This is a genomic window from Stenotrophomonas sp. 10N36 (genome assembly GCF_056395005.1).
The window spans coordinates 1-23,148 of sequence record NZ_JBFTIS010000033.1 but is presented as its reverse complement, the minus strand read 5'-3'; the positions used below and the strand labels follow the sequence as shown (position 1 = coordinate 23,148).

At 68.9% G+C, this 23,148-nt stretch carries 17 protein-coding genes; 1 reads left to right on the top strand and 16 read right to left on the bottom strand.

Translation table 11 applies throughout. The annotated features are described in order from the left end of the window. Positions 1-125: 125 nt before the first annotated feature. From trpA to trpB, 3 genes are read right to left on the bottom strand one after another with little or no spacing between them, the layout of a single operon-like run. Positions 126-932: a tryptophan synthase subunit alpha gene (gene trpA, locus AC1DCJ_RS19875; protein WP_478071758.1), complete on the bottom strand. Its 807-nt coding sequence runs from the start codon at positions 930-932 to the stop codon at positions 126-128. A 7-nt stretch (positions 933-939) separates the two neighbouring features. Next, positions 940-1,629, bottom strand: a complete 690-nt coding sequence (locus AC1DCJ_RS19870) for a hypothetical protein (protein WP_478071757.1) — start codon at positions 1,627-1,629, stop codon at positions 940-942. Continuing rightward, positions 1,626-2,843: a tryptophan synthase subunit beta gene (gene trpB / locus AC1DCJ_RS19865; protein ID WP_038687218.1), complete on the bottom strand. Its 1,218-nt coding sequence runs from the start codon at positions 2,841-2,843 to the stop codon at positions 1,626-1,628. Before trpB ends, AC1DCJ_RS19870 begins: the two co-directional genes overlap by 4 nt. A 95-nt stretch (positions 2,844-2,938) precedes the next feature. On the opposite strand from trpB, the gene AC1DCJ_RS19860 reads away from it, so the two are divergent. After that, on the top strand, positions 2,939-3,832 hold the full coding sequence (locus AC1DCJ_RS19860) for a LysR family transcriptional regulator (RefSeq protein ID WP_478071756.1): 894 nt from the start codon (positions 2,939-2,941) through the stop codon (positions 3,830-3,832). A 410-nt stretch (positions 3,833-4,242) separates the two neighbouring features. Here AC1DCJ_RS19860 and AC1DCJ_RS19855 read toward each other — a convergent pair whose 3' ends face one another. From AC1DCJ_RS19855 to prmB, 13 genes are all read right to left on the bottom strand, one after another. Further along, positions 4,243-5,349 (bottom strand): toxic anion resistance protein, encoded by a 1,107-nt coding sequence (locus AC1DCJ_RS19855; protein ID WP_137191720.1) that lies wholly within the window; start codon positions 5,347-5,349, stop codon positions 4,243-4,245. A 53-nt stretch (positions 5,350-5,402) separates the two neighbouring features. Then, complete coding sequence (locus tag AC1DCJ_RS19850) at positions 5,403-6,125, bottom strand: hypothetical protein (protein ID WP_478071755.1); 723 nt, start codon at positions 6,123-6,125, stop codon at positions 5,403-5,405. Then, on the bottom strand, positions 6,122-11,485 hold the full coding sequence (locus AC1DCJ_RS19845) for a DNA repair ATPase (protein ID WP_478071754.1): 5,364 nt from the start codon (positions 11,483-11,485) through the stop codon (positions 6,122-6,124). The genes AC1DCJ_RS19850 and AC1DCJ_RS19845 overlap by 4 nt, the downstream gene beginning before the upstream one ends. A 125-nt stretch (positions 11,486-11,610) precedes the next feature. Continuing rightward, the gene (locus AC1DCJ_RS19840) at positions 11,611-13,629 is read right to left on the bottom strand and encodes a flotillin family protein (protein ID WP_038687208.1); all 2,019 of its coding nucleotides are present in this window, start codon (positions 13,627-13,629) and stop codon (positions 11,611-11,613) included. After that, complete coding sequence (locus AC1DCJ_RS19835; RefSeq protein WP_313422142.1) at positions 13,626-14,306, bottom strand: hypothetical protein; 681 nt, start codon at positions 14,304-14,306, stop codon at positions 13,626-13,628. Before AC1DCJ_RS19835 ends, AC1DCJ_RS19840 begins: the two co-directional genes overlap by 4 nt. Before the next feature lie 248 nt (positions 14,307-14,554). Beyond that, positions 14,555-15,211 (bottom strand): phosphoribosylanthranilate isomerase, encoded by a 657-nt coding sequence (locus AC1DCJ_RS19830; RefSeq protein ID WP_038687203.1) that lies wholly within the window; start codon positions 15,209-15,211, stop codon positions 14,555-14,557. Further along, positions 15,208-15,981 (bottom strand): tRNA pseudouridine(38-40) synthase TruA, encoded by a 774-nt coding sequence (gene truA, locus AC1DCJ_RS19825; RefSeq protein ID WP_038687201.1) that lies wholly within the window; start codon positions 15,979-15,981, stop codon positions 15,208-15,210. The genes AC1DCJ_RS19830 and truA overlap by 4 nt, the downstream gene beginning before the upstream one ends. Before the next feature lie 48 nt (positions 15,982-16,029). Further along, positions 16,030-16,410, bottom strand: a complete 381-nt coding sequence (locus AC1DCJ_RS19820) for a VOC family protein (RefSeq protein ID WP_137191724.1) — start codon at positions 16,408-16,410, stop codon at positions 16,030-16,032. Beyond that, a complete protein-coding gene (locus AC1DCJ_RS19815; RefSeq protein ID WP_478071753.1) occupies positions 16,407-18,425 on the bottom strand; it encodes a motility hub landmark protein FimV in 2,019 nt (672 codons plus the stop codon). Before AC1DCJ_RS19815 ends, AC1DCJ_RS19820 begins: the two co-directional genes overlap by 4 nt. A gap of 87 nt (positions 18,426-18,512) precedes the next feature. Further along, entirely contained in the window at positions 18,513-19,538 is a 1,026-nt protein-coding gene (locus AC1DCJ_RS19810) for an aspartate-semialdehyde dehydrogenase (RefSeq protein ID WP_137191726.1), read from the bottom strand. A 170-nt stretch (positions 19,539-19,708) separates the two neighbouring features. After that, the gene (locus AC1DCJ_RS19805; RefSeq protein WP_478071752.1) at positions 19,709-20,764 is read right to left on the bottom strand and encodes a 2-hydroxyacid dehydrogenase; all 1,056 of its coding nucleotides are present in this window, start codon (positions 20,762-20,764) and stop codon (positions 19,709-19,711) included. Next, positions 20,757-21,860, bottom strand: coding sequence for a chorismate synthase (aroC, locus tag AC1DCJ_RS19800; protein WP_137191728.1), 1,104 nt, complete (start codon positions 21,858-21,860; stop codon positions 20,757-20,759). The genes AC1DCJ_RS19805 and aroC overlap by 8 nt, the downstream gene beginning before the upstream one ends. Continuing rightward, positions 21,857-22,786, bottom strand: a complete 930-nt coding sequence (gene prmB, locus AC1DCJ_RS19795) for a 50S ribosomal protein L3 N(5)-glutamine methyltransferase (protein WP_038687192.1) — start codon at positions 22,784-22,786, stop codon at positions 21,857-21,859. The genes aroC and prmB overlap by 4 nt, the downstream gene beginning before the upstream one ends. Positions 22,787-23,148: the final 362 nt, after the last annotated feature.

Sequence of the window (23,148 nt, the reverse complement as noted above, 5' to 3'; positions counted from 1 at the left end):
CACGTAAACCCATCCCTGGGGGCTCGTGGGCGCCATCCATGGCACCCAACGGTCCCGGGCGCGGCTGCCCGCCTGCCTCTGCACAGTTTCACGCATGCGGATCGGAGAGCGAGGGCGCCGCTTGATCAGGCTTGGTCGAGCGCAGCACGCAGCGGCGCGAGGAAGGACGTTGCGGTCTGTGCGGCAGTGGCTGCATCGGCCGCTTCACCCAGTGCGGCGACCAGGGCGCTGCCGACGACGACGCCGTCGGCTTCGACGGCCATGGCAGCGGCGCTGGCGGCGTCCTTGATGCCGAAGCCGGCTACGACCGGGACGGTCGAGCGGCTGCGCAGGTCGCGCAGGCGGGCGCTGGCGGCGCTGCTGTCCAGGCGCTCGGAGGCACCGGTGACGCCGGCGAAGCTGACGTAGTAGAGGTAGCCCTGGGCCATGGCCGAGAGGGTGTCCAGGCGGGTGTCGGCGGTGGTCGGGGAGGCCAGCAGGATCAGGGCCAGGCCGGCGGCGGTGAAGATGGCGCGGGTTTCGGCGGCCTCTTCCGGCGGCAGGTCGACCAGCAGCACGCCGTCCACGCCGGCGGCGATGGCCGCGTCGGCGAAGCGGGCGGTGCCGTGGATCTCGACCGGGTTCAAGTAGCCCATCAGCACCACCGGGGTGGTGGCGTCGTCACGGCGGAAGGCGGCCACGGTTTCGAGCACGTAGCGCAGCCCTGCCCCACGCGCCAGCGCGCGTTCGGAGCTGCGCTGGATGGTCGGGCCGTCGGCCATCGGGTCGGAGAACGGCACGCCCAGTTCGATCACGTCCGCGCCGGCGGCGGCCAGCGCGTGCATTACCGGCACGGTGGCGTCCAGGCCCGGATCACCGGCGGTGATGAAGGGAATCAGGGCCTTACGGCCATCGGCGCGCAGGCGGGCAAAACAGGCATCGATACGGTCCACGGACATTTCAGGCACATCCTTCAATCAATTCAACGGCGCCGCTGGCGCCCCAGTACAGCGTCGAAATCACCCCGTCGAAGATCTCCAGCCGGATCGCCAGATCCGAGCCGGGGTCCTGCCAGGTCAGGTATTCGCCCGTTTCCGGGTCGTAGGCGTGCGGCTGCGCGACGCTACCCTTGGGCAGGCGCTTCAGCGCGGCGTCACGCGACATGCCCAGGCGCAACCCGAACGGGCCGGGCTGGGTGATGGTTTCATCGCTTCCGTCCAGCAGCGCCAGTTCGAAGCGCTGCACATGGTCGTCGTCGACCATCATCGAGATGCCCTCAGGCAGGCTGCCGCGCTCGTAGTACTCGCAGCTGCCGGCCTGCCCGCCTTCGCTCAGACCGGCCGAATGCCAGGTGGCATCGGCATCGGCGGCCGTGAAGCGCTGGCCGATGACGATGTCGCCGGCATGGTCCAGCGCCACCGAGACCACCGCCGGCGCGGGTGCCGCGTCGGGGGCCGGGGCCGCCGGTTCCGGGGCGTCCTCGATCGGGCGGTTGGCAATGTCGTCATCATTGCTCGCCGGTTCCCGCGCCGGTGCGATGGCCGCCGGTGCCGACGGCGCGGCGGGCAGCAGCGGCGGGTCCGGCGGGGTGCAGGCGGTCAGGCCGACCACGATCAGCAGCGCACTTCCCTGGCGCAGCAGTGGATTCACAGCATCAAGCCCTCGCGGGCGGCGATAGTGTGCACGTCCTTGTCACCGCGCCCGGACAGGTTGCACAGCACCAGTTTGTCGCGGGGCAGTTCACGCGCGATCTTGATGGCCTGGGCCACGGCGTGGCTGGATTCCAGCGCGGCCAGGATGCCTTCGCTGTGGGCCAGCTGGTGGAACGCGGCCAGCGCTTCCTCGTCGGTGATGCCGACATACTCGGCGCGCCCGGCATCGGCCAGGAACGCATGCTCCGGGCCGACGCCCGGGTAGTCCAGGCCGGCCGACACCGAGTGGGTCTCGGTGATCTGGCCGTCGTCGTCGCAGATCACGTAGGTGCGGTTGCCGTGCAGCACGCCCGGGCGGCCGGCGGCGATGGAGGCGGCATGGCGGCCGGTCTCGATGCCGTCGCCGGCGGCTTCGGCGCCGACGATGCGCACGTCGCGGTCGTTGAGGAAGGCATGGAACAGGCCGATGGCGTTGCTGCCGCCGCCGACGCAGGCGGTGATCGCATCGGGCAGGCGGCCGTAGTCGGTGAGCATCTGCGCGCGCGCTTCGCGGCCGACGATGGCGTTGAAGTCACGCACCATGCGCGGGTACGGGTCCGGCCCGGCGACGGTGCCGATGATGTAGAAGGTATCGCGCACGTTGGTGACCCAGTCGCGCATGGCTTCGTTGAGCGCGTCCTTGAGCGTGGCCGAGCCGGAGGTGACCGGCACCACCGTGGCCCCGAGCAGCTTCATGCGGTAGACGTTGATCTTCTGCCGTTCGATGTCGGTGGCGCCCATGTAGACCACGCACTCCAGGCCCAGCCGTGCGGCGACGGTGGCGCTGGCCACGCCGTGCTGGCCGGCGCCGGTCTCGGCGATGATCCGGGTCTTGCCCATCCGCGCGGCCAGCAGGGCCTGGCCGATGGTGTTGTTGATCTTGTGCGCGCCGGTGTGGTTCAGGTCTTCGCGCTTGAGCAGGATCTGCGCCCCGCCCACCTGCTGGCTGAGCCGTTCGGCGTGGTAGATCGGGCTGGGCCGGCCCACGTAGTGGGTGAGGTCCTTGTCGTAGGCGGCGATGAAGGCCGGATCGCGGCGCGCCTCATCGTAGGCCGCCGCCAGTTCCTGCAGCGGCCCGATCAGCGTTTCAGCAACGAAACTGCCGCCGTAGCGGCCGAAATGGCCCTGGGCGTCGGGATAAGCGTGGAAATCAGTGATGGGGGATGCGGACATGGCGCGACAACCGGTGGAGACAGGCTGCCAATTTAACGCACATGTCATGACAGGAATATCGATAATATCTACGACAACCCGTCAGGAAAACTCACATGAGCGACCTTCCCCTGCCGCCGCTCAACGCCCTGCGCAGTTTCGAGGCCGCTGCCCGCCTGGGCGGGGTGGGCCGCGCAGCGGAGGCCCTGCATGTCACCCATGGCGCGATCAGCCGCCAGCTGCGGGTGCTGGAGGACCACCTGGGCGTGGCCCTGTTCGAACGCGACGGGCGCGGGCTGCGCCTGACCCGGGCCGGGGCCGAGATGCAGAGTGCCTGCGAGGGTGCGTTCGGGCAGATCCGCGAGGCGGTGGGCGCGCTCAAACGCCAGCAGCGGCCGGATGCGCTGGTATTGGGTTGCAGCGGCAGCATCCTGGCGCGCTGGATGATTCCGCACCTGCCGGCGCTGCAGCGCGACCTGCCGCAGCTGGCGTTGCACTGGTCGGCCCAGGACGGCAGCTTCACCGACGCCCAGCGCGGTCTGGATGCGGTGCTGCTGCTGGCGCAGCCGCCGTGGCCACGCGGCTGGCAGGTGCGCGAACTGGCGCCCGAGCGGGTGGGCGTGGTGGTGAGCCCGCAGCACCCGGCGGCGGCGCGGTTGCGCCAGCAGCCGCCGACTGCCCTGCTCGGCGAAGCGTTGCTGCATACCGCCTCCCGCCCGCAGGCGTGGCCGGCGTGGGCGCTGGCGCATGGGTTGGACCCGACGCAGCTGCAGCTGGGTAGCGGGTTCGAGCACCTGTATTACCTGCTGGAGGCGGCGGTGGCCGGGCTGGGCGTGGCGATCGCGCCCGAGCCGCTGGTCGCCGACGAGCTGGCCGCCGGCCGCCTGTTGGCGCCGTGGGGATTTGGCGCCACCGGCGGGTTCTGGGTGCTGGCCACGCCCGACGGCGCGGTGGATGCGCGGGTAGAGGTGCTGGCCGGGTGGTTGCAGCAGCAGTTGGCGGGGGTGTAGGTCCCCACCGTTGGTGGGGACGCTGACGGCACCCGCGCCGGTGCATGCCGCGCCACGACCAACGGTCGTGGCCTACCGGGGATTGGAACGTCGATGGGTCCCCACCGTTGGTGGGGACGATGCCGGCACCCGCGTCGGTGCATGCCGCGCCACGATCAACGGTCGTGGCCCACCGGGGATGAAACGTCGGTAGGTCCCCACCGTTGGTGGGGACGATGCCGGCACCCGCGTCGGTGCATGCCGCGCCACGATCAACGGTCGTGGCCTACCGGGGAATGAAATGTCGGTAGGTCCCCACCGTTGGTGGGGGCGATGCCGGGTCGCGCGTCGGTGCAGGCTTCGCCACGACCAACGGTCGTGGCCTACCGGGGATGAAACGTTGGTGGGGACGCTGCCGGGGCGCGCGTCGCTCAGACGGCGGTTGGCGCCGCGAGGCGCTGCTGCACGTCGTCGCGCAGGCGCGCGAGCTCCACTTCGGCCTGCTGGCGCTGCTGCATGCCTTCGCGGTGGATGGTGCGCACTTCTTCCACGGTGGCGATCAGCTGCTCGTGCACGTGGCGCAGCGTGGCCACATCGATCACCGCGCGCTGGTTGGCCTTGGCCGTCTCCACGGTGGTCTGGCGCAGCAGGTCGGCGTTGCGTCGCATCATCTCGTTGGTGGCATCGTCGATCGCGTTGGACAGCGCCACCGCGTTCTTCTGCTCGTTGAGCGACAACTGGATCGCGAACTGGCGCTTCCACGACGGAATGGTGATGTCGCGGACCGTGTTGAACTTCTCGATCAACAGGATCGCGTTGGCCTGGATCAGCCGGATCATCGGCAATGACTGGTCGGCCGCGTGCTGCATCACCACCAGATCGCCCACGCGCTTGTCGAGCAGCCGGATCGCGTTGTCCAGCTCGCCCTGGCGGATGCGCTGCTGCGGGTCGTCCTGGCCCTGCCCGGCCAGTTGTTCGCTGCGCAGCGAGGCGATGCGGCGCTTGCCGGCGGCGATGTGCAGGCCCAGGCCGTGGCGTTCCTCACGGACGATGTCGTGCATGCGGTCGAACTCGACCACGCGCTGGCCCATCAGCGCCTGCTGGCTGCCCACGTCGCCCATCAGCTGCTCGATCTGGCGGTTGGTGTCGCTGAATTTCTGCACCAGCTCGCCCTTGGAGGCGCGCAGCTTGTCGATCAACCCACCGATCACCGGCACCTTCGAGCGTTCGGCCAGCCCGTCGAGCTTCAGCGAGCGCGCAATGCGCACCACTTCGCCCAGCTTGTCGCCACTGGCGTCGAGGTCGCGGTTGCGTACCTGGTCGAGCAGCTGGCTGGAAAACGCCGCCGTCTTGGCCGCCGCGTCGCGCCCGAACACCTGCAGGTTGCCCGGCCGGATGTCGTCCAGGCCGCGCCCGATCTCGGCGATCTTCGGCAGGTCCTCCCGCCCCAGGCCCAGCGCCTGCAATGCGCTGTCATCGATGACATCCACGCTGACCTCCACCGGGAGGGGCGCGTTCGGCTGGGAATCCTGGGTCATCGGTGCATCTCCATTCTGAAGGGCGGCCGGAGCGCCGGCACGGGTCAGTGTACTCAGGGAAGTCTAGCCTGCGCCGCGGCGACCTCGGCGCGGATCTGGCCCAGCAGCTGCGCGGCCTGGTCATTCTGCCGTGCATGCGATTGGGTGCTGCTGGCGCGTACGGCCTGCTGCCACGCCGGCATCAGTACCGCGGCGATGCGCTGGACGTGGTCCAGCAGGGCGGTGTCCTGTGCCTGCAGCAGCTGCGTCTGGCCGGCCTGCACGCGCTTGAGCGAGGCCAGCGTCCGCAGATGCGTCACGCGCTGCTGCAACACGCCCTGCGCATCGGTGGGCAACCCGGCACCCAGCGCCGTTCCTGCGTCGGCCCACTGTTCCAGCGCCTGCGCGCCGTGCAGATCCACTGCGGCCGCGTGCGTGCTGGCCTCGACCACGGCGCCCAGCAGGCGGGCGTGCGCCTGCGCCTTGAGCAGCAGGACCCCGCACTGTGCCTGCAGCGCGTCGGCATCGGCCTGGCGCTCTACGTCACGCCCCAGCAGCCGCCCCCACCAGCTGGTCTGACGGCGCAACCGGGTCGGATTGCCCGCCTGCAGCGCCAGCGCAAGCTGCGACAGCGCCGCGACCAGACCGCTGCGCGGGTCGTCTTCGTACGTACCGGCACTCGACGCGTGCGAGGTCAACGCCTGCAGCAGTACCTCGCCGTAGCGCGACAGCACCGCCGCGTCCGCGCCGATGGTGGCCGGCGGCCCCGGCAGCGCAGGCAGCGACGGTGCGGTCATGCAGGCGCATCACCGCCGTCGCGTTCCCACCGCGGCGGCAGGCTCGATTCACCGTAGAAGTGGCGCATCAACGCCTCATCCAGGGCGCGTTCCTCCGGCGTGGAGGCGCGCTTCGGCCGGGCACCCACGCGCGGGGCGGGACCGCTCTCCATCTGCTGGCGCACCCAGCCGGCCAGCAAGGCCAACGTTTCGCCGGTGCGTACCTGCTGCTGATGCGAATCGCCCAGCAGTTGCAGCAGCGGCGCCAGCCCGGCCTGCAAGCCACTGGCCAGCGGTTCGGCCAGTGGCAGCGCCTCCGGCGCAGCCGGGGCGGCGGCGACCGGTGCCGGCTCGGCGCGTGCGGCCGACAGCCGCTCCAGCGCCGACAGCAACGCCGGCCAGGGCGCGGGCTCGACCTCGGCCACGGCGGCAGGCGGCGGCAGCTGCAACGCGCTGGCGATGTCGGCCAGCTGCGCCACCACGCGGCCGCCCACATCGGCATCGTCGGCGCCCATGGCCTTGTTGCGCAGGAAGTCGCGCTTGATCTGCTGCCAGCGCGCCAGTTCGTCGCCCTGCAGCAGGCCACGCAGTTCGGCCAGCTTGAGCAGGTTTTCCTCGGCCCCGGTGGTAAGCAGCTGCGCCTCGCCCAGGTAGTGGTCGGACACCAACTGCTGCAGCTCGGCGTCGTTCATCACCGGCGAGATCTTCTCCGACAGCTTGTTCATGTTGCGGTAGCTGCCCTGCAGCCGGAACGCCGGTTCGGTGCGGTAGCGGTCGTCCTGCGCGGCACTGGCGATGTACTGCTGGTTGACCCGGTAGACCACGTCGCGCACGCGCAACATGCGCTGCAGCGTGGCGACGATCTCGTTGACCTCCGCGCCGCTGTAGGCATGGCTGAGCGCGTTGGTGGACACCTCCTTGCCCATCGCCCGCTCCACCAGCAGGTACAGGTCGGCCATGTCGCGCGTGGCCAGCGGCGCCAGCACCGGATTGGAGGTCAGGCTGTTTTCGATGTAGCTCAGGGTGAAGGCATCTTCCATGCCGCCCAGCACGTCACCCAGGTTGTAGATGTCGGCGCGGTTGGCCAGCATGTCCGGAATCTTGAACACCTCGCCGGACTCGGTATACGGGTTGCCGGCCATCACCACGCAGAACTTCTTGCCGCGCATGTCGTAGGTGCGGGTGCGCCCGCGCCACACGCCTTCGATGCGCCGCGTGCCGTCGCACAACGAGATGAACTTCTGCAGGAATTCCGGGTGGGTGTGCTGGATGTCGTCCACATACAGCATGGTGTTGTTGCCCATTTCCAGCGCCAGGTTGAGCTTTTCCAGCTCCTGCCGCGAGGTGGCGTCCGGCGCCTGGGCCGGGTCCAGCGAGCGCACCTCGTGGCCCAGCGCCGGGCCGTTGATCTTCATGAAGACCAGGCCGAGGCGGTGCGCCACGTACTCCATCAGCGTGGTTTTGCCGTAGCCGGGCGGCGAGATCATCATCAGCAGGCCCATCAGGTCGCTGCGCTTGTTCTCGCCCACCGTGCCCATCTGCTTGGCCAGGTTGTCGCCGATCACGCCGAGGTACACGTCGTTGATCAGCTTGTTGCGTACGAACGAGGACAGCGGCCGCGCCTTGAACTCGGACAGGCGCAGGGTGTCGCGTTCGCGCGTGACGATGCGCTGGCGCACCGCCTGGTAGGCATGGAACGCAGGCACGAACACGCCGGTGTGGTGCTGCAGGCGTGCCAGGAAATCATCCAGCGACAGGGTCATGTGGCCCTGCACGATGCGTGGGTGTTCGCCCAGCAGGCCATCCACGCTGACCAGCAGCGCGACGTCGCTGGCACGGGTGCGCAGCGCGCGCTGCACCAGCAGCAGTGCGGCGGCCTCGTCGGCATAGCCGGCGTGGTCGGTGAACGCCGGGGTGCGGCACAGGGCGCGCAGCCACTGCCCGGCCAGCGCCCAACGCGTGCCCAGGCCGTCCTGCTCGCGCTGCAGCGCGCGCTCCAGCGCCTCGCGCTGGCCGGCCGCCTGCAGCTGCTGGCCCAGTGCCTCCAGCAACGCCAACGCGTAGCGGCTGCTGGTGAACACCGGCTCGCCCGCCGACAGCTCGTCGGCGAGGTAGGCAGCGGCCGCCAAATGGTCGTCCGCCGTGAACGGCAGCGCGTGCTCGTCGTTGAACGCGGCCACGGCCAGCGCCATCTCCGTGCGCAGGGCCTGGCGGCCTTCATCGGACCCGAACAGGCGCGCGATCGCATCGGCGCCGGCCTGGCGTGCCGGCCACTGCGCCACGTCTTCGCGGCGCTGCCGCGCGGCCCAGAACAGCATCGCCAGCGCGCGCACGCGCGGCGCGTGCAATAACGTGCCGGCCGCCTGCTGCAGCGGCAGCAGCGCACGCAGGATCAAGGTGGCGTCGTGGTCATGGATACCGCGCTCATAGCCCTCGCGGTAACGCGGCGCGGCGAAATCACGCACGCTCCGGTCCAGTGCGTCCGGCTCGGCGGCGTTGTGCTGCAACCCGGCCAGGTCGAGCCCCTCGCGGTTGTCCATGGCCGCGCGCAGCACGCTGCCGGCCAGGTATTCGCCGCGGTACAGCGTGTCCGATTCCGAATCGAGGCTGAGCTGCCAGTACGGCTTGAGTTCGGCCAGTTCGGGATCGTGTAGCGGCTCCAGGAAGTCGGTGCCGGTGAGGTGGATGGCCAACGCGTCGCCGCGCGGCAGGATGGTCAGGTCCAGCGCCTGGGTGTTCACGCTGAAGCGGTGCCGCGGGCCCAGGCGCACGATGTTGCCACCGGCCTCGAACAGGTCGCTGCGGTCGCGCAGTGCACGTACCGCCTGGTCGCGCACGCCTTTCAGGCGCGATTCGATGTCGTCGGCCTTGACGCTGTCACGCAGGCCGCGCAGGCGCTCGGCCAGTTCGCGCAGCTTGAGGATCAGCGGGTCGCCGGCGAAGAACGCGTTGAGTTCGTCGGCGGTGGCGAAGCGCTCGGTGCGCTTGGCCAGGCCGTCGAGGATGCGGGTGGCCGCGTCCAGCACCGAGCGCGCCTTGCGCTGGCGCTCGTCCAGCAGCGCCTGCTTGTGGGCTTCGAAGGCATCGATCAGCTCTTCGCGCTTGGCCAGGATGTCGCCCAGGAACTGCTCGTGCTCGCCGAACTGGCTTTCCAGTTCCTCCAGCTGCACCAGCAGCCGCGACATCTGTTCGTCGGCGCGTTCGGGATCGGTGGCCATCGCCAGGGCGCTGGTGATGGCCTGCGAGAACAGCGCGAACTGCGCGGCGAACTGCGCCACCGCTTCGGCCGAGCCGAGGTTGCGGCGGCGCTGTTCGGCGCGTGCGCGGGTCTGGTTGAGGCGCGCGTAGATGGCCGAGATCGCTTCGACCACGCGGGTGCGCGCGGTGGCGTCGTCGACCTTCAGCCCGGCCATCAGCTCGGACAGCATGTCCAGGTCGGCCGACATGGCGCGCAGGCCGGCCAGCTGCTCGTCCAGCACGCGCGCGCTTTCGGCCTGCTGGGCCGCCTCGTCCAGCGCCTGCAGGCGCTCGCCCAGCGGGGCCAGCGCGGCATCGCCGGCCAGGAACGCGCCGGTGGCCGCGCCGATGGCCTCATGCGCCTGCTGCAGCGCGGCGGTCATCGCATCGATCAGGTCGGTGTCGATGTAGCGGTAGTCGCGGATGGTGAGCAGGTGCCCACGCTGCGCCGAGATCGCATTGAGCGCCTCGACGAAGGACTGCACCTCTTTCCAGTTCTCCGGCTGCAGGCGGGCCAGCAGGGCTTTCTGCGTGCTCTGCGCCTGGGCCATGGCCTGCGCGGACTGCGCGCGGATCGACTGCACCTTCTCGTATTCGTCCAGCACCGATTCGCCGGTGCTGCTGACCTCGCGCAGCAGGCTGACCGCCCCGCTGCATTGCTCATCGTCCAGCCAATGGTGGGCGTCGAACAGGCGCCGGGTGTCCTGCACCAGGCGCTGGTAGCGCTGCACCGACACGTCATCGCCTTCGATGGTGCGGGCCAGGTCGAACAGGTTGGAGATGCCGCGCACCAGCTCGGCGTTGCCGATGCGGCCCATGAAGGTGTTGCCGGGCGGACGGCTGGCGGCGAACTCGTCGCTGCTGAACGGCGTTTGCCACACCTGCATGGCGTGGATGCGGGTCGGCTCGCTGCCTTCGGCATGGAACAGCACCATGCGCCCGTCGTGCATGAAGGCGTAGCCGTGGCCGAACACCGGGTTCTGCAGCACGCGCTGGATGGTGTTGTAGACAAACAGTGCCGAACGCCCCCCCTCGCGCTCGTAGAAGATGTAGAGCACGTCCTCGCCATTGGGCGAGCGGATGGCGCGCTTGAACTGCATGCCGTCCATGGCCGCGTCGAACGCCTTGTGCTCGCCGCTCTGCAGGTAATAGCCGCCCGGGAAGATGATGCCGTGGTCTTCGGGCAGCTGCACACAGGCCTGCACGATCGCATCGTTGCGGGTGATGTTGCCGGTGAGCGTGTTGTAGATCAGGCCGCGCCACACCGTTTCACGGTACGGCAGCACCTTGAGCAGGATCAGCGAGCCCACCCGGGCGAAGTCGAACTGCGCGTCGTCCAGCGACTGCGTGCTGTCTTCGACCGGTTCGCTGTAGACGCCCTGCCCGCTCTCGGTATTGTTCTCGACCTTGATGGTGAGGTCGCCGCCGGTGGTTTCCACGAACAGACTGTCGAGGATGTTCAGGTGCGCATGGCGGCCGGTGACGGCCATGTCGCGCGTGGCGCGGGTCCACTCGAAATCGAATGGCGGTGGCAGTGCGATGTCGCGCTCGCCACGGGCATCCAGGTAGGTCAGTGCGCCATCGCGGGCCAGCGCCCAGCGGAACACGCGCACGTCGCTGCTGCGCTCGCCGATCTGGAAGGACGCCAGCAGCTTGTCGCCAACCACGATCAGCTGCAGCAGGCGCGCATGTTTGTAATAGGCGTAGAGCTCGCCGAAGTCGTGCACGAACGCCGGCTGGGCCAGGAAGCTGCCCTTGGCGTCCACCGGCACCACGTCGTAGCCGTCGTTGGCCTGCACCAGCCGGTACAAGCCGAACACGTCTTCGACGCGGGTCTGGGTCTTGAGCCCGATGTAGACGTTGTAGCCAAACAGCAGCAGGTCCGGCCCGACCTGGACGATATCGCGGCCGACGCAGTTGTTTTCGCTGCGGATGCGGAAGCGGCCGGTGACCTCCAGCCGGCTGTCGCCGAACTCGGCCAGGCGCTGCCGGTTGAGTGCATCGGCAAGGCTGCGCAGGCGGCTGCCCTGCTCGGCCAGGCGGCGGCGCAGCACTTCATAGGCGCCGCCCTGGGCAACGGCCTGGTCGACGCTGGCGGTGGCTTCCGGCGCGGACGGCTCGGGACGGTTGGCGGTATCGGACATCGGCTTCCTTCCGGCTCACGGACAACCGGCCGGGCGAGCCGGCCGGGAAAGGCGTGGCGGTGGCATCACGGCCACCGCCGGGGTGCCGGACACGCCACCCCAAGGCGGCGCGCCGGCAGTGGGGCTCAGCGGGTTTCGACCACGGTGGCGGTCACGCTGGGCACCGCCTCAACGGCGTCTTCGCTGATCTGGCGCGGCGCGGATTCGCGCGGGCCCACGCCCAGGTAGCGCTGCATCAGCTCCTGCACGATCGGGCTCTTGTCGGCCAGGCCTTCGATGGACTTGCCCAGCGACACGGCCTTGATCAGGTTCTCGAACATGCCGCCGTCGCCGCCCACCAGGTCGATGTCGGCGTTGCGCAGCGCGCTGGCGATGACGCCGGCGTTCTCGCGCGAGACTTCCTTGCCGGCATCGATCGAGGCCAGCGCCTGCTTGAGGCTGTTGTCGAGCATCATGCGGAACTCTTCGTGGCCGCGCGCGGTGTCGCTGAGCGAGCCGATCGCCTCGAACTTGCGGACCAGGCCTTCAGCCTCGGCTAGCAGCTTCTTCTGCACCACGCCGGCTTCGGCACCGCCGATGGACTCGGTCGCGGTGGCGCGGGCACGGCCCATCTGTTCTTCACCGTGGGCCTGGGCCTGCAGGTTCTCGGCCAGCACGCGGGCCTCGTTGGTGCCCTGCTTGAGGTTGGCTTCGGCCTTGGCTTCGATGACGCGGGCTTCGGCGATACCGACCTTCTCGATGGCCAGCGCCGAGGCTTCGCGCACCTGCGCCTCGGCCAGGCCGGGGGCGGCCTGTTCGGCACGGGCACCGTCGGCCAGCAGGCGCTTGGCATCGGCCTGCTTGCCGGCCGCTTCGTGCTGGGCCTGGGCCAGGGTGGTGATTTCCACGGCGCGGTGCTTGGCCGAGGTTTCGGCCGCCTGTGCTTCCTTGACCTGGCGCACCAGCAGTTCCTGCGCCTTGCCTTCGGCTTCCAGGATCAGCACCTGCTTCTGGCGATCGGCTTCGGACACCTCACGCACTTCCTTGATGCGCTCTTCTTCCTGGGCCACGGTCTTGTCGATGGCGATGCGCTCGCGGGTAATGTTGGCCACGTCCATCTTGCCGGACTCGACCACCTTGTCGCGCTCCACGCCCTGCAGCTGCACTTCGCGCTGGGTGGTGACCTGCTCCAGCTGGCGCGCGCGCTCGACGCGCTCGGATTCGATGGCCACCGCACGCTGGCGGTTCTGCTCGGCCACTTCCACTTCGCGCATGCGGTTCTGTTCGCGGATGTCGATGACTTCCTGCGCTTCGATGCGTGCCTGTTCGGACAGCTGGCGCTGCTCTTCCTGGACCTTGGCGGTCTCGGCTTCCTCACGCGCGCGGATGGTTTCGATCTCGCGCTTCTGGCGCGCTTCGGCTTCGGCCTGCTGGCGTTCCAGCGCCAGCAGCGCTTCACGCGCTTCGACGTTCTTCTTGGTGATGGCCAGCTTTTCGTTCTGTTCCAGCTCGTTGGTGACCACGTTGTGGGTGGCGGTCAGCTCGGTGATCTTGCGGATGCCCTGGGCATCGAGGATGTTGTTCTGGTCCAGCAGCAGCTTGGGGGTCTGCTCCAGGTAGTCGATGGCGACGTCTTCCAGCGCATAGCCATTCAGGTCGTTGCCGATCACGGCAATGATCTCGTCGCGGAACTCTTGGCGCTTTTCAAACAGTTCGGTGAACTCGAACTTCTTGCCCACCGTCTTCAGCGCTTCGGAGAACTTGGCGTTGAACAGTTCATCCACGGCGTGCTTGTCCGAGGCGCGGTCGGCACCGATGGCCTTGGCCACGCGCAGCACGTCGGCCTGGGTTTCGTTGACGCGCAGGTAGAAGGCCACGGCGATGTCGGCGCGCATGTTGTCGCGGCAGATCAGGCCTTCCTTGCCACGGCGGTCGATCTGCAGGGTGATCAGGCTGATCCGCATCAGCTCGGCGCGGTACAGCACCGGGATGATCAGCGCACCGGTGAAGTGCACCTTGGGCTGGGCGCTCATGTCATTGACGATCAGGGCCACGCCCTGGTCCACCTTGCGGTAGAACGCTTTGAACAGGCCGGCCAGGCCAAGCAGCAGGACCAGCAGGATGCCCACCCCGATCACGAACGGGGCCAAGGTCGCAAAACTCATCGATGGATCTCCTTATCGCCCGCAATCAGGCTGTCTTGGATGGAAAGCGCGGGGTGGGCGTTTTCACGCACCACCAGGTAATGGTTATGGTCGGCCAGGTAGTCCAGCAGGACCACGCGGTCGCCGCGTGCGAGCACGCTGCCGTCGTGCGAGCGCACCTGCAGGATCAGCCCGGCGCCGCCGTCGTCGACGTTGGCATGGCCCACGGTGGCGGTGACCTGCGGTGAGGCGATCACGCCGACGCGGCCCAGCAGCGACGCCTGGGGCACCGGGCGCAGGCGCAGCAGCAGGCGCCGGATCGGGCGCAGTATCACCACGCTGAGCGGCACGGCGGGAATCAGGGCGAGCACGGCGGTGACGCTGCCGGCGACCCAGCGCACCGGGGTGGGCAGGGCCTGCAGCAGGAACAGGTGGACGAAATAGGTGACGGTCCAGCCGAAGAAGGCCAGCAGCGCGATCACCAGCATCACCGGCGCACCGCCCAGGCCCAGGCGCGCGAAGATGCCGGAAATGCCGTGCAGGCCGTCATCGCCCAGGTGCAGGTCCATGCCGTCATGGGCAATGCCGTCATCGACCACGCCGAAGGCGGCCAGCAGCCAATACAGCACGGCGAACGCCAGCACGATGCTGTACGGCAGCGTGGGGAAACTCAACGCGACAGTGAGGAATTCGTTCATTCCATGCCTTCCCTGTGAAGGCGGCCAGCCGCTTCCCCGGCCGCCGCTTTGAGGGAAGCGCTCCGGCTTCCCGCGACTACGCGCCGTGCCGGCCGCGCCATGTCCTGTCGATGCTACGTGAAATTCGCGGCCGCGCCCATAGCAGGGCCGCCATGGGCCGTGGCGCAAGGATGTCCGGGCGTCGGGATTGGCCATGTCCCGACCAACGGTCGGGACCTACCGGGATTGGCGGTCGGGGCCTGGCGGCCTCAGTCGGCCTCGTGGCAGTCGGCGCGGCGGACTTCTTCGACGAACTTGCGCATCTTGTAGCCGTCCTTGATGCCCGGCTCGGATTCGATCCCGCTGGATACGTCCACGCCCCACGGCAGCGTGGCCACGATCGCGTCGAAGACGTTGTCGGGGGTGATCCCGCCGGCCAGCAGGAACGGCCGGTGCAGGCCGGTGGGCAGGCGGGTCCAGTCGAAGGCCACGCCGGTGCCACCGCCGCCGCCGGGGGCGTGGCTGTCGAACAGGAACCCGGCGGCGCTGGGGTACCGCAGCTGCAGCTGGCGCGCGTTGACGTCCTCGCGGCCGCCCATCGCCACGGCCTTGAGGTAGGGCATGTTGAAGCTGCGGCAGAACGACTCGTCTTCCTCGCCGTGGAACTGCAGCAGGGTGGGCCGCACTGTGCGCAGCACTTCGCGCACTTCTTCCTTGCTGTTGTCACGGAACAGGGCCACCACGTCCACCATCGGCGCAATCGCCTGGCGCATCGCGCGGGCTTCGGCCGGCGCCACGCGGCGCTTGCTCTCCCGGGCGAAGATGAAGCCGACGGCATCCACGCCCAGTTCCCCGGCCAGGCGCACATCGCCGGCGCGGGTCATGCCGCAGAACTTGATACGGGTGCGATAGAAAGAGCGGCTCATAGAGTCACCTCGGCGGGCAGTTGCCAGTTGTCGGGGTACAGGGGTCCAACGAACACCAAACCCTGCGGCGGTGCGGTCGGCCCGGCCACGGTGCGGTCCTTTCCGGCCAGCAGCTCGCCCAGCCACGACACCGGCTTGTCCCCGCACCCGACCAGGATCAATGAACCGACGATATTGCGCACCATGTGATGAAGGAATGCATTGGCCTGAACACAGACCTCCAGCACCTCGCCATCGCGGGTCACGCTGATCGCCTGCAGCTCGCGGCGGGCATGCAGGGCCTCGCAATTGACGCTGCGGAAGGCACTGAAGTCGTTTTCGCCCAGCAATGCCTGCGCCGCCGCGTGCATCAGCGCGGCATCCAGCGGCCGCCGTTCCCAGCTCAGGCTCTGCCGGTTCAGCGCCGGGCGCACCTGGCGGTTGAGCAGGCGGTAACGATAGCGCCGGGCGCGGGCGGAGAAGCGCGCATGGAAATCATCGGCCACCGGCTGGCACCAGCGCACCGCGATGGCGGGCGGCAGGCGGGTGGTCGTGCCCAAGGTCCAGCCGCGCAGGTTGCGGACGACGTCGGTATCGAAATGCACCACCTGGCAGTGACCGTGCACGCCGGCATCGGTGCGCCCGGCACACATGACCTTGATGGGCGCATCGGCCACCGAGGACAGCGCCTGCTGCAGACTGGCCTGCACGCTGGGACGACCGCTCTCGCCCAGCTGCTGCCAGCCCTTGAATTCACTGCCATCGTATTCCACGCCCATTGCGTAGCGCATGGTCAACCTCTGTAAGTCGGTAAGAACCGGCCAGGGCCGGTCGGGGCATCAGGCCGGATCGCGCTCGGACCACACGGCAAGTTCGTTGCCGCCGGGTTCGACGAACTGGAAGCGGCTGCCCCCGGGAAAGGAAAACACGGGCTTGACCACCTGCCCACCGTGGGCGGCCACCGCCTCGGCCACCGGGGCCAGGTCGTCGGCGTAGATCACCAGCAAAGCGGCGCCCGCGGCGGTGGTGACCGGGCTGCCGCGGAAGAAGCCGCCCTGCAGACGGCCATCGTCGAAGGCGGTGTAGTCCGGGCCGTAATCAACGAACGTCCAGCCGAACACCGCCGAGAAGAAGCGGCGGCTGGCGGCCGGGTCGGTGGAGGCGAACTCCACGTAATCCAGCCGGCGCTCGCGCGGCGAAGGCGAGACGGGGCTGGTCATCCCAACCGCGCCAGCAGTTCGCGGGCCTGCGCCTGGCTGTGCGGGTCGGCCGCAACGGCCACTTCCTGCAGCAGCGTGCGCGCGGTTTCGGCGTCGCCGAGGTCCAGGTAGGCGATGGCCAGTTCCAGGCGGTCGCGGCCAGGGGTCGCCAGGACATGACCACTGTTGTCGGTGGCCTCGAACGGCGCCTCGATGCCTGCCTCGGCATCGGCATCGGCATCGGCATCGGCGTCAGCCGCCTGTTCCGCGGAAACGGCAACCGCGTCGCCATCGGCGGGAAACTCGAAGACGCCGCGGAACGACGGCTGTGCCGCGGCTTCCAGCGCATGCGCCGGCGGGGTGTACACGTCTATCGTGTCCACGTCCGCGTCCGCATCCACGGCAGCGGTCGCTGGGGGCACCTGCTCCCCGTCCGGCGCGGTGTCGTCGCCTTCCGGCTGCACTGCATCGCTGCCGGCCCCGGTATGCCCCGGGCGCGGCTCCAGCGTGAACACAGGCTCTCGGCGCAGGCCATCGGCGTAGTGTTCGGCGGGTTCGTCGAGTACTTCATTGGCCTGGTCGCGTGCTTCATCCAGGCGGGCATCCAGCGCGTCGTCCTGCTGGGCGGCTAGCTCGTCGATGTAATCGGCGGCAGGCACGGCGGCGGCGAGCGCGGTGGCATCCAGGCCGTCGCGGCGCAGCGGCGGCAACGGCGACGGTTTTCGACGGCGGGCCACGGCCCACCCGCCCACCACCAGCAACAGCACCACCAGGCCCAGCCAGTACCAGCCACTACCGCCGGCCTCACGCGTGGCCGGGGCCTGGCCCAGGCGCTGCTGCGCGGCCGCCAGGTCGCTGTCCTTCATCGCGATCAGCGACTGCTGCTGCTTCTGCAGCTTTTCCAGGTCCGCCACGCGGCTGCGCAGTTCCTGGATCTCGGCATCGCGGGTGGCGACATCTTCCTTGGCCTGACGCAGTTGTTCGTTGCCCAGCATGTCGCCCTCACTGCCGGCGGCGGTGCCGGTGGTTGTGCCTGCATTGTTGTCGGTGGCGGCGACCGCCGGTGCGATCTCCAAGCGCGCGCCGCTGGCCGCTGCCGCCGCCGCTGCCGCCGGCGTGGCGGCCGGGCCCGGGCTGGCGGCAACGCCGCTGCTGGCCGGCTGCGGGATGGCCGCGCGGGATTGCCGCCATTGTGCGGCGTGCTCGCGCACGATCGCGGCCGCTTCACTGGCGTCGATCGGCGTGGTCGTGTCGGTGGGGCTGCGCAGCACCGCGCCCTGCTTGAGCAGGTTGACGTTGCCGCGGATGAAGGCGTCCGGGTTGGCGCGCAGCAGCGCGACCATCGCCTGGTTGCGGTTGATGCCCTGTTCGCGGGCCACCGCGGCGGCGATCTGGGACAGGGTCTGGCCACGTTGCACGGTGACGCCGCCGGCGGCGCTTGCCGGTGCCGGCGCTGCGCTGCGCGATGGAGCGGTGCGTGGCGGCTGCGCGGCCGTGCGGGCCGGTCTGGCCTCTACCGTGGGCGCAGGCGCGGTCGCCGGTGCCGGCTCACGCACAATGGCGTTGGACATCGCGCCGGCCGGCGCGACGATCTCCGGTTCGGCCACGGCCAGCGCACTGTTGGGTGCATCGACCAGCGCCGAGTATTCCCGGACCAGGCGCCCCTGGCCCCAGTCGGCTTCGATCAGGAAATTCAGCGACGGGGTGGTGACGGGGGTCTGGGTGCTGACCCGCACCACCGCCCTGCCCTGCGCATTGCGGGTCAGTTCGAACTGCAGTTCACTGACCAGGCCCGCCGGTGCATCCAGCCCGACCCGGGCAAAGGTGCCCGGTGAGGCCAGCGCCACCCGCAGGTTCTCCAGCTCGGCCGGGTCGGCCGAGATCACCGGTATTTCGGCCAGCAGCGGCTGGCCAGGCTTGGACAGCACCCGGATATCGCCCAGGCCCAGGGCCATGGCGGAGCTGCTGGCCAGGGCCAGCAGCAGTGTGGACACATACTTGAGCGGGCGCAGGGCGCCCCGGGTCCGGTTGTTCATGGCGGCCAATATAGCGGCTCCCCCCGTGATCGGCGATGGTTGAATTGCAGCCGCCGATGGCATCCCCATGCCATCGGCGTTGCACGATCAGCCTTCGGCGGCGACCAGTTCGGCCAACTGCACCGCATTGAGCGCGGCGCCCTTGCGGATGTTGTCCGACACGATCCACAGGTTCAGCCCGTTCGGGTGCGAGAGATCTTCGCGGATACGGCCGACATACACCGCATCGTTGCCCGACGCATGCGTCACCGGGGTCGGATAGCCGCCGGCTTCATGCTTGTCCACCACTTCCACGCCCGGCGAACGCGACAGCAGCTCGCGCGCGGCCGCCACGGTGACCTTGTCGCGGGTTTCGATGGTGACCGCTTCGGAGTGGCCGTAGAACACCGGCACGCGCACGGCGGTGGGGTTCACCAGGATGCTGTCGTCGCCCAGGATCTTCTTGGTTTCCCAGACCAGCTTCATCTCTTCCTTGGTGAAGCCGTTTTCCAGGAAGTCGTCGATGTGCGGGATCAGGTTGAAGGCGATCTGCACCGGGAAGCGCTGCGGGTCGATCTGCTGGAAGCTGAGCAGCTGGCCGGTCTGCTTGCCCAGTTCCTCCAGCGCCGAACGACCGCCACCGGATACCGACTGGTAGGTGGCCACGTTGATGCGCGTGATGCCGTACTGGCGGTGCAGCGGCGCCAGCGCCACCAGCATCTGCATGGTGGAGCAGTTCGGGTTGGCGATGATGCCGCGCGGGCGGTTCTTCAGCGCGTCCGGGTTCACTTCGGACACCACCAGCGGCACGTCGTCGTCGTAGCGGAAGGCCGACGAGTTGTCGATCACCACCGCACCGGCAGCGGCGAACTTCGGGCCGTACTCCTTGGATACGCTGCCACCGGCGGAGAACAGCGCGATGTCCACGCCCTTGGGGTCGAAGTCGGCCAGGTCCTGGACCTTGATCTTCTCGCCGCGGTAGTCGATTTCACCGCCGGCCGAGCGCGAGGACGCGAGCAGGCTCAGCGAAGCGATCGGGAAGTCGCGCTCGGCGAGGATGGACAACATGGTTTCGCCAACGGCGCCAGTGGCACCGACGACAGCGACGTGGAAACGACGATCTGCATTGCTCATGGGGGAACCTCGTGTTGGGTGTACCGACCAACGGTCGGTACCTACCGTGTTTTTGGAGTGTTGGGTGTACCGACCAACGGTCGGTACCTACCGGGATAGTGAATGTGCGTGCCGACCAACGATCGGTGCCTGCCGGTTCGGGAACCTCGCCTGTTGGCTGGGGAGGTTCCCTATCGTTTTGCGTCGCCGACTTTTTTGCCGCCCACGGTCGCGCCGCCGGCTTTCGCGGCGGCCACGGCGTCGGCGTTGATCGCGCTCGGCGGGTGGCCGGCGTTCGGGCCCAGCCCCAGCGCGGCGGTGAGGTTGTCCACGGCCAGCTGCACCATCGCCCGGCGCGTGGCCTGGCTGGCGCTGCCGATATGCGGGGTCAGCACGATGTTGTGCAGGGCCAGCAGTTCCGGGCGCACCGTGGGCTCGCCTTCGAACACGTCCAGGCCGGCTGCGGCGAGGCGGCTGTTGGCCAGTGCGTCGGCCAGCGCCACCTCGTCGACGATGCCGCCGCGGGCGATGTTCACCAGGGTGGCGGTCGGCTTCATCTTCGCCAATGCACCGGCGTCGATGATGTGGTGGGAGGACGCGCTGTAGGGCAGCACCAGCACCAGGTGGTCGGCCTGGGCCAGCAGCGTGTCGAGGTCGACGTACTGCGCGCCCACTTCGGCTTCAATGGCGTCGGGCAGCCGCGAGCGGTTGTGGTACAGCACGCGCATGCCGAACCCGAGCGCGCCGCGGCGGGCGATACCCTGGCCGATGCGACCCATACCAAGGATGCCCAGCGTGCTGCCGTGGATGTCCGCGCCGAGCAGGGTCTGGAACGACCACTGCCCCCACTGCCCATCACGCAGCCAGCGCTCGGCCTCGGTGATGCGGCGGGCGGTGGCCATCAGCAGTGCGAAGCCGAGGTCGGCGGTGGTTTCGGTGAGTACGTCCGGGGTGTTGCTGGCCAGGATGCCGGCGGCGCTGAGCGCGTCCACATCGAGGTTGTTGTAGCCCACGCCGACGTTGGCGATCGCGCGCAGCTGCGGGGCGTTGGCGATCTCGGCCGCGCCGATGCGCTCGTTGAGGGTGATCAGCGCGCCGTCGACCTCGGCCAGCCGCTCGGCCAACTGCTGTGGCGTGTAGCGGGTGACCTCGCCGGTCATGTCCAGGTCGACATACTGCCCGAGCTGTTCGACCACATCGTCGAACAGCGGCTGGCTGACCCAGACCCGGGGGCGGCGATCAGCCATCGATCGATCCGGGGATGCGCGGGGTGATGGTGCCCACGTCGCCGCACTGGGCGCGGTGGCGCAGGGCCTGGTCCATCAGCACCAGCGCCATCATCGCCTCGGCGATGGGGGTGGCGCGGATGCCCACGCACGGGTCGTGGCGACCGGTGGTGATCACATCGACCGCGTTGCCGTCGGCATCCACCGTGGCGCCGGGCAGGCGCAGGCTGGAGGTGGGCTTGAGCACGATCGAGGCGGTGACCTGCTGGCCGGTGGAGATGCCACCGAGGATGCCGCCGGCATGGTTGCTGGCAAAGCCCTGCGGGGTGATCAGGTCGCGGTGTTCGGTGCCCAGCTGGGCGGCGCTGGCGAAGCCGTCGCCGATCTCCACGCCCTTGACCGCGTTGATGCTCATCAGCGCGGCGGCCAGTTCACCGTCGAGCTTGCCGTAGATGGGCTCGCCCCACCCCGGCGGCACGCCGTCGGCGACCACGTTGACGCGCGCGCCGACCGAGTCGCCGGACTTGCGCAGCGCATCCATGTAGCTCTCCAGCGCGGGCACCTGTTCGGCCACCGGCCAGAAGAACGGGTTGTCTTCCACCGCCGACCAGTCGTGCCCGGTGGGGGTGATCGCGCCAAGCTGGGACAGGTAGCCCCGCACGGTCACGCCATAACGCTGCTGCAGCCACTTCTTGGCGATGACGCCGGCGGCTACGCGCATGGTGGTTTCGCGCGCGGACGAGCGGCCGCCACCGCGCGGGTCGCGGATGCCGTACTTCTGCCAGTAGCTGTAGTCGGCATGGCCCGGGCGGAACTGCTGGGCGATGGCGGTGTAATCCTTGCTGCGCTGGTCGGTGTTGCGGATCAGCAGCGCGATGGGGGTGCCGGTGGTGCGGCCCTCGTAGACGCCGGACAGAATCTCGACGTCGTCGGCTTCGCGACGCGCCGAGGTATGCCGGCTCTTGCCGGTGGCGCGACGCTGCAGGTCGTGGTCGAAGTCACCGGCGCTGATCTCCAGCCCCGGCGGGCAGCCATCGATCACGCAGCCGATCGCCGGACCATGCGATTCGCCGAAGGTGGTGACGGTCAGCAGTGTGCCGAAGCTGTTGGAACTCACGGCCGCTGCGCTGCCAGTTCGGTGATGCGCGCGCTGTGGGCGATGAGCTCACGGCATTCGACGGCGAAGATGCCCATCTGGCCAACCTTGAATTCGATCCAGGCAAAGTCGACTTCGGGCAGGAGCTTGATGAGATGCTGTTCGGACTCGCCTACTTCGCAGATCAGCAGGCCATCTTCGCTGAGGTGCAGCGGGGCGTCGCGCAGGATCTTGAGGACGAGGTCGAGGCCATCGGGGCCGGCACGCAGGCCCATGTCCGGCTCGTAGGAGTATTCCTGCGGCAGGGCATCGGTTTCGTCGTTGGTGACGTAGGGCGGGTTGGTGACGATCAGGTCGTAGTGGCGGCCGGTGAGGCCGTTGAACAGGTCGGACTTGATCAGGGTGACGTTGTGCGCCTGGAGGCGTTCTTTGTTCTCATGCGCCAGGGCCAGGGCATCGTCGCTGAGGTCGACGCCGTCCACCTCCCAGTTGGGGTAGTAGTGGCCGATGGCGATGGCGATGCAGCCCGAGCCGGTGCAGAGGTCGAGGGCGCGATGGACGTCGCGGCCGGCCAGCCAGGGTTCGAAGCCGGTTTCGATGAGTTCGGCGATGGGCGAGCGCGGGACCAGGGCGCGGCTGTCGCTCTTGAAGCTGAGGCCGGCAAACCAGGCTTCGCCGGTGAGGTAGGCGGCGGGCAGGCGTTCGTTGATGCGACGTTCGAAGAGGGCCAGTACCTCGGCCTTTTCAGGCGTGGTGACGCGGGCGGCGCCGTAGGCGGGGCCAAGGTCATGCGGCAGGTGCAGGCTGTGCAGGACGAGCTGGGTGGCTTCGTCCAGGGCGTTGTCGTAGCTGTGCCCGAAGGTGAGGCCTGCGGCATTGAAACGGCTGGTGCCGTAGCGGATCAGGTCGATGATCGTGTGAAGTTCGGCGGCCGTTTCGGCAGTCATGGCAAGGCAACAGACAGTGTGGCCCCCGATTATAGGCGACCCCATGCCCCCCGGCATCCGTTGCAGTCGAAAGTGGTTGTGATGGGGGTTTGGAGGCCTGGAGCAGGGTCAAGGTCAAGGTCGAGGTCAACTTCAACGTCAAAGGCGGCGCTGCGTTGGTGGCGGGCTTGGTCGGGGTGGGTGGGCCGGCGGGACACGCCGCAAGTACGTCCTTGTAGCAACTGTGTTGCTGGAGGAGGCTTCGGCCCCTCCAGCAGACGGGCACGGTAGTGCCGGCCGCTGGCCGGCAGCCGTTGGAGATGTGCCCGGGCGCGCTTCAGGCGGGGATCGGTCCGCTTTGAGCGTCGCGCACGCGGGCGTTG

Excerpts from the sequence above, each read along its gene's own strand:
- AC1DCJ_RS19830 (WP_038687203.1), bottom strand. The coding sequence starts at position 15,211 with ATGAGCCGCTCTTTCTATCGCACCCGTATCAAGTTCTGCGGCATGACC.
- truA (WP_038687201.1), bottom strand. The coding sequence starts at position 15,981 with ATGCGCTACGCAATGGGCGTGGAATACGATGGCAGTGAATTCAAGGGC.
- prmB (WP_038687192.1), bottom strand. The coding sequence starts at position 22,786 with ATGACTGCCGAAACGGCCGCCGAACTTCACACGATCATCGACCTGATC.
- AC1DCJ_RS19850 (WP_478071755.1), bottom strand. The coding sequence starts at position 6,125 with ATGACCGCACCGTCGCTGCCTGCGCTGCCGGGGCCGCCGGCCACCATC.
- AC1DCJ_RS19810 (WP_137191726.1), bottom strand. The coding sequence starts at position 19,538 with ATGAGCAATGCAGATCGTCGTTTCCACGTCGCTGTCGTCGGTGCCACT.
- AC1DCJ_RS19855 (WP_137191720.1), bottom strand. The coding sequence starts at position 5,349 with ATGACCCAGGATTCCCAGCCGAACGCGCCCCTCCCGGTGGAGGTCAGC.
- AC1DCJ_RS19860 (WP_478071756.1), top strand. The coding sequence starts at position 2,939 with ATGAGCGACCTTCCCCTGCCGCCGCTCAACGCCCTGCGCAGTTTCGAG.
- AC1DCJ_RS19845 (WP_478071754.1), bottom strand. The coding sequence starts at position 11,485 with ATGTCCGATACCGCCAACCGTCCCGAGCCGTCCGCGCCGGAAGCCACC.
- AC1DCJ_RS19805 (WP_478071752.1), bottom strand. The coding sequence starts at position 20,764 with ATGGCTGATCGCCGCCCCCGGGTCTGGGTCAGCCAGCCGCTGTTCGAC.
- trpB (WP_038687218.1), bottom strand. The coding sequence starts at position 2,843 with ATGTCCGCATCCCCCATCACTGATTTCCACGCTTATCCCGACGCCCAG.
- AC1DCJ_RS19835 (WP_313422142.1), bottom strand. The coding sequence starts at position 14,306 with ATGAACGAATTCCTCACTGTCGCGTTGAGTTTCCCCACGCTGCCGTAC.
- AC1DCJ_RS19840 (WP_038687208.1), bottom strand. The coding sequence starts at position 13,629 with ATGAGTTTTGCGACCTTGGCCCCGTTCGTGATCGGGGTGGGCATCCTG.
- AC1DCJ_RS19815 (WP_478071753.1), bottom strand. The coding sequence starts at position 18,425 with ATGAACAACCGGACCCGGGGCGCCCTGCGCCCGCTCAAGTATGTGTCC.
- AC1DCJ_RS19820 (WP_137191724.1), bottom strand. The coding sequence starts at position 16,410 with ATGACCAGCCCCGTCTCGCCTTCGCCGCGCGAGCGCCGGCTGGATTAC.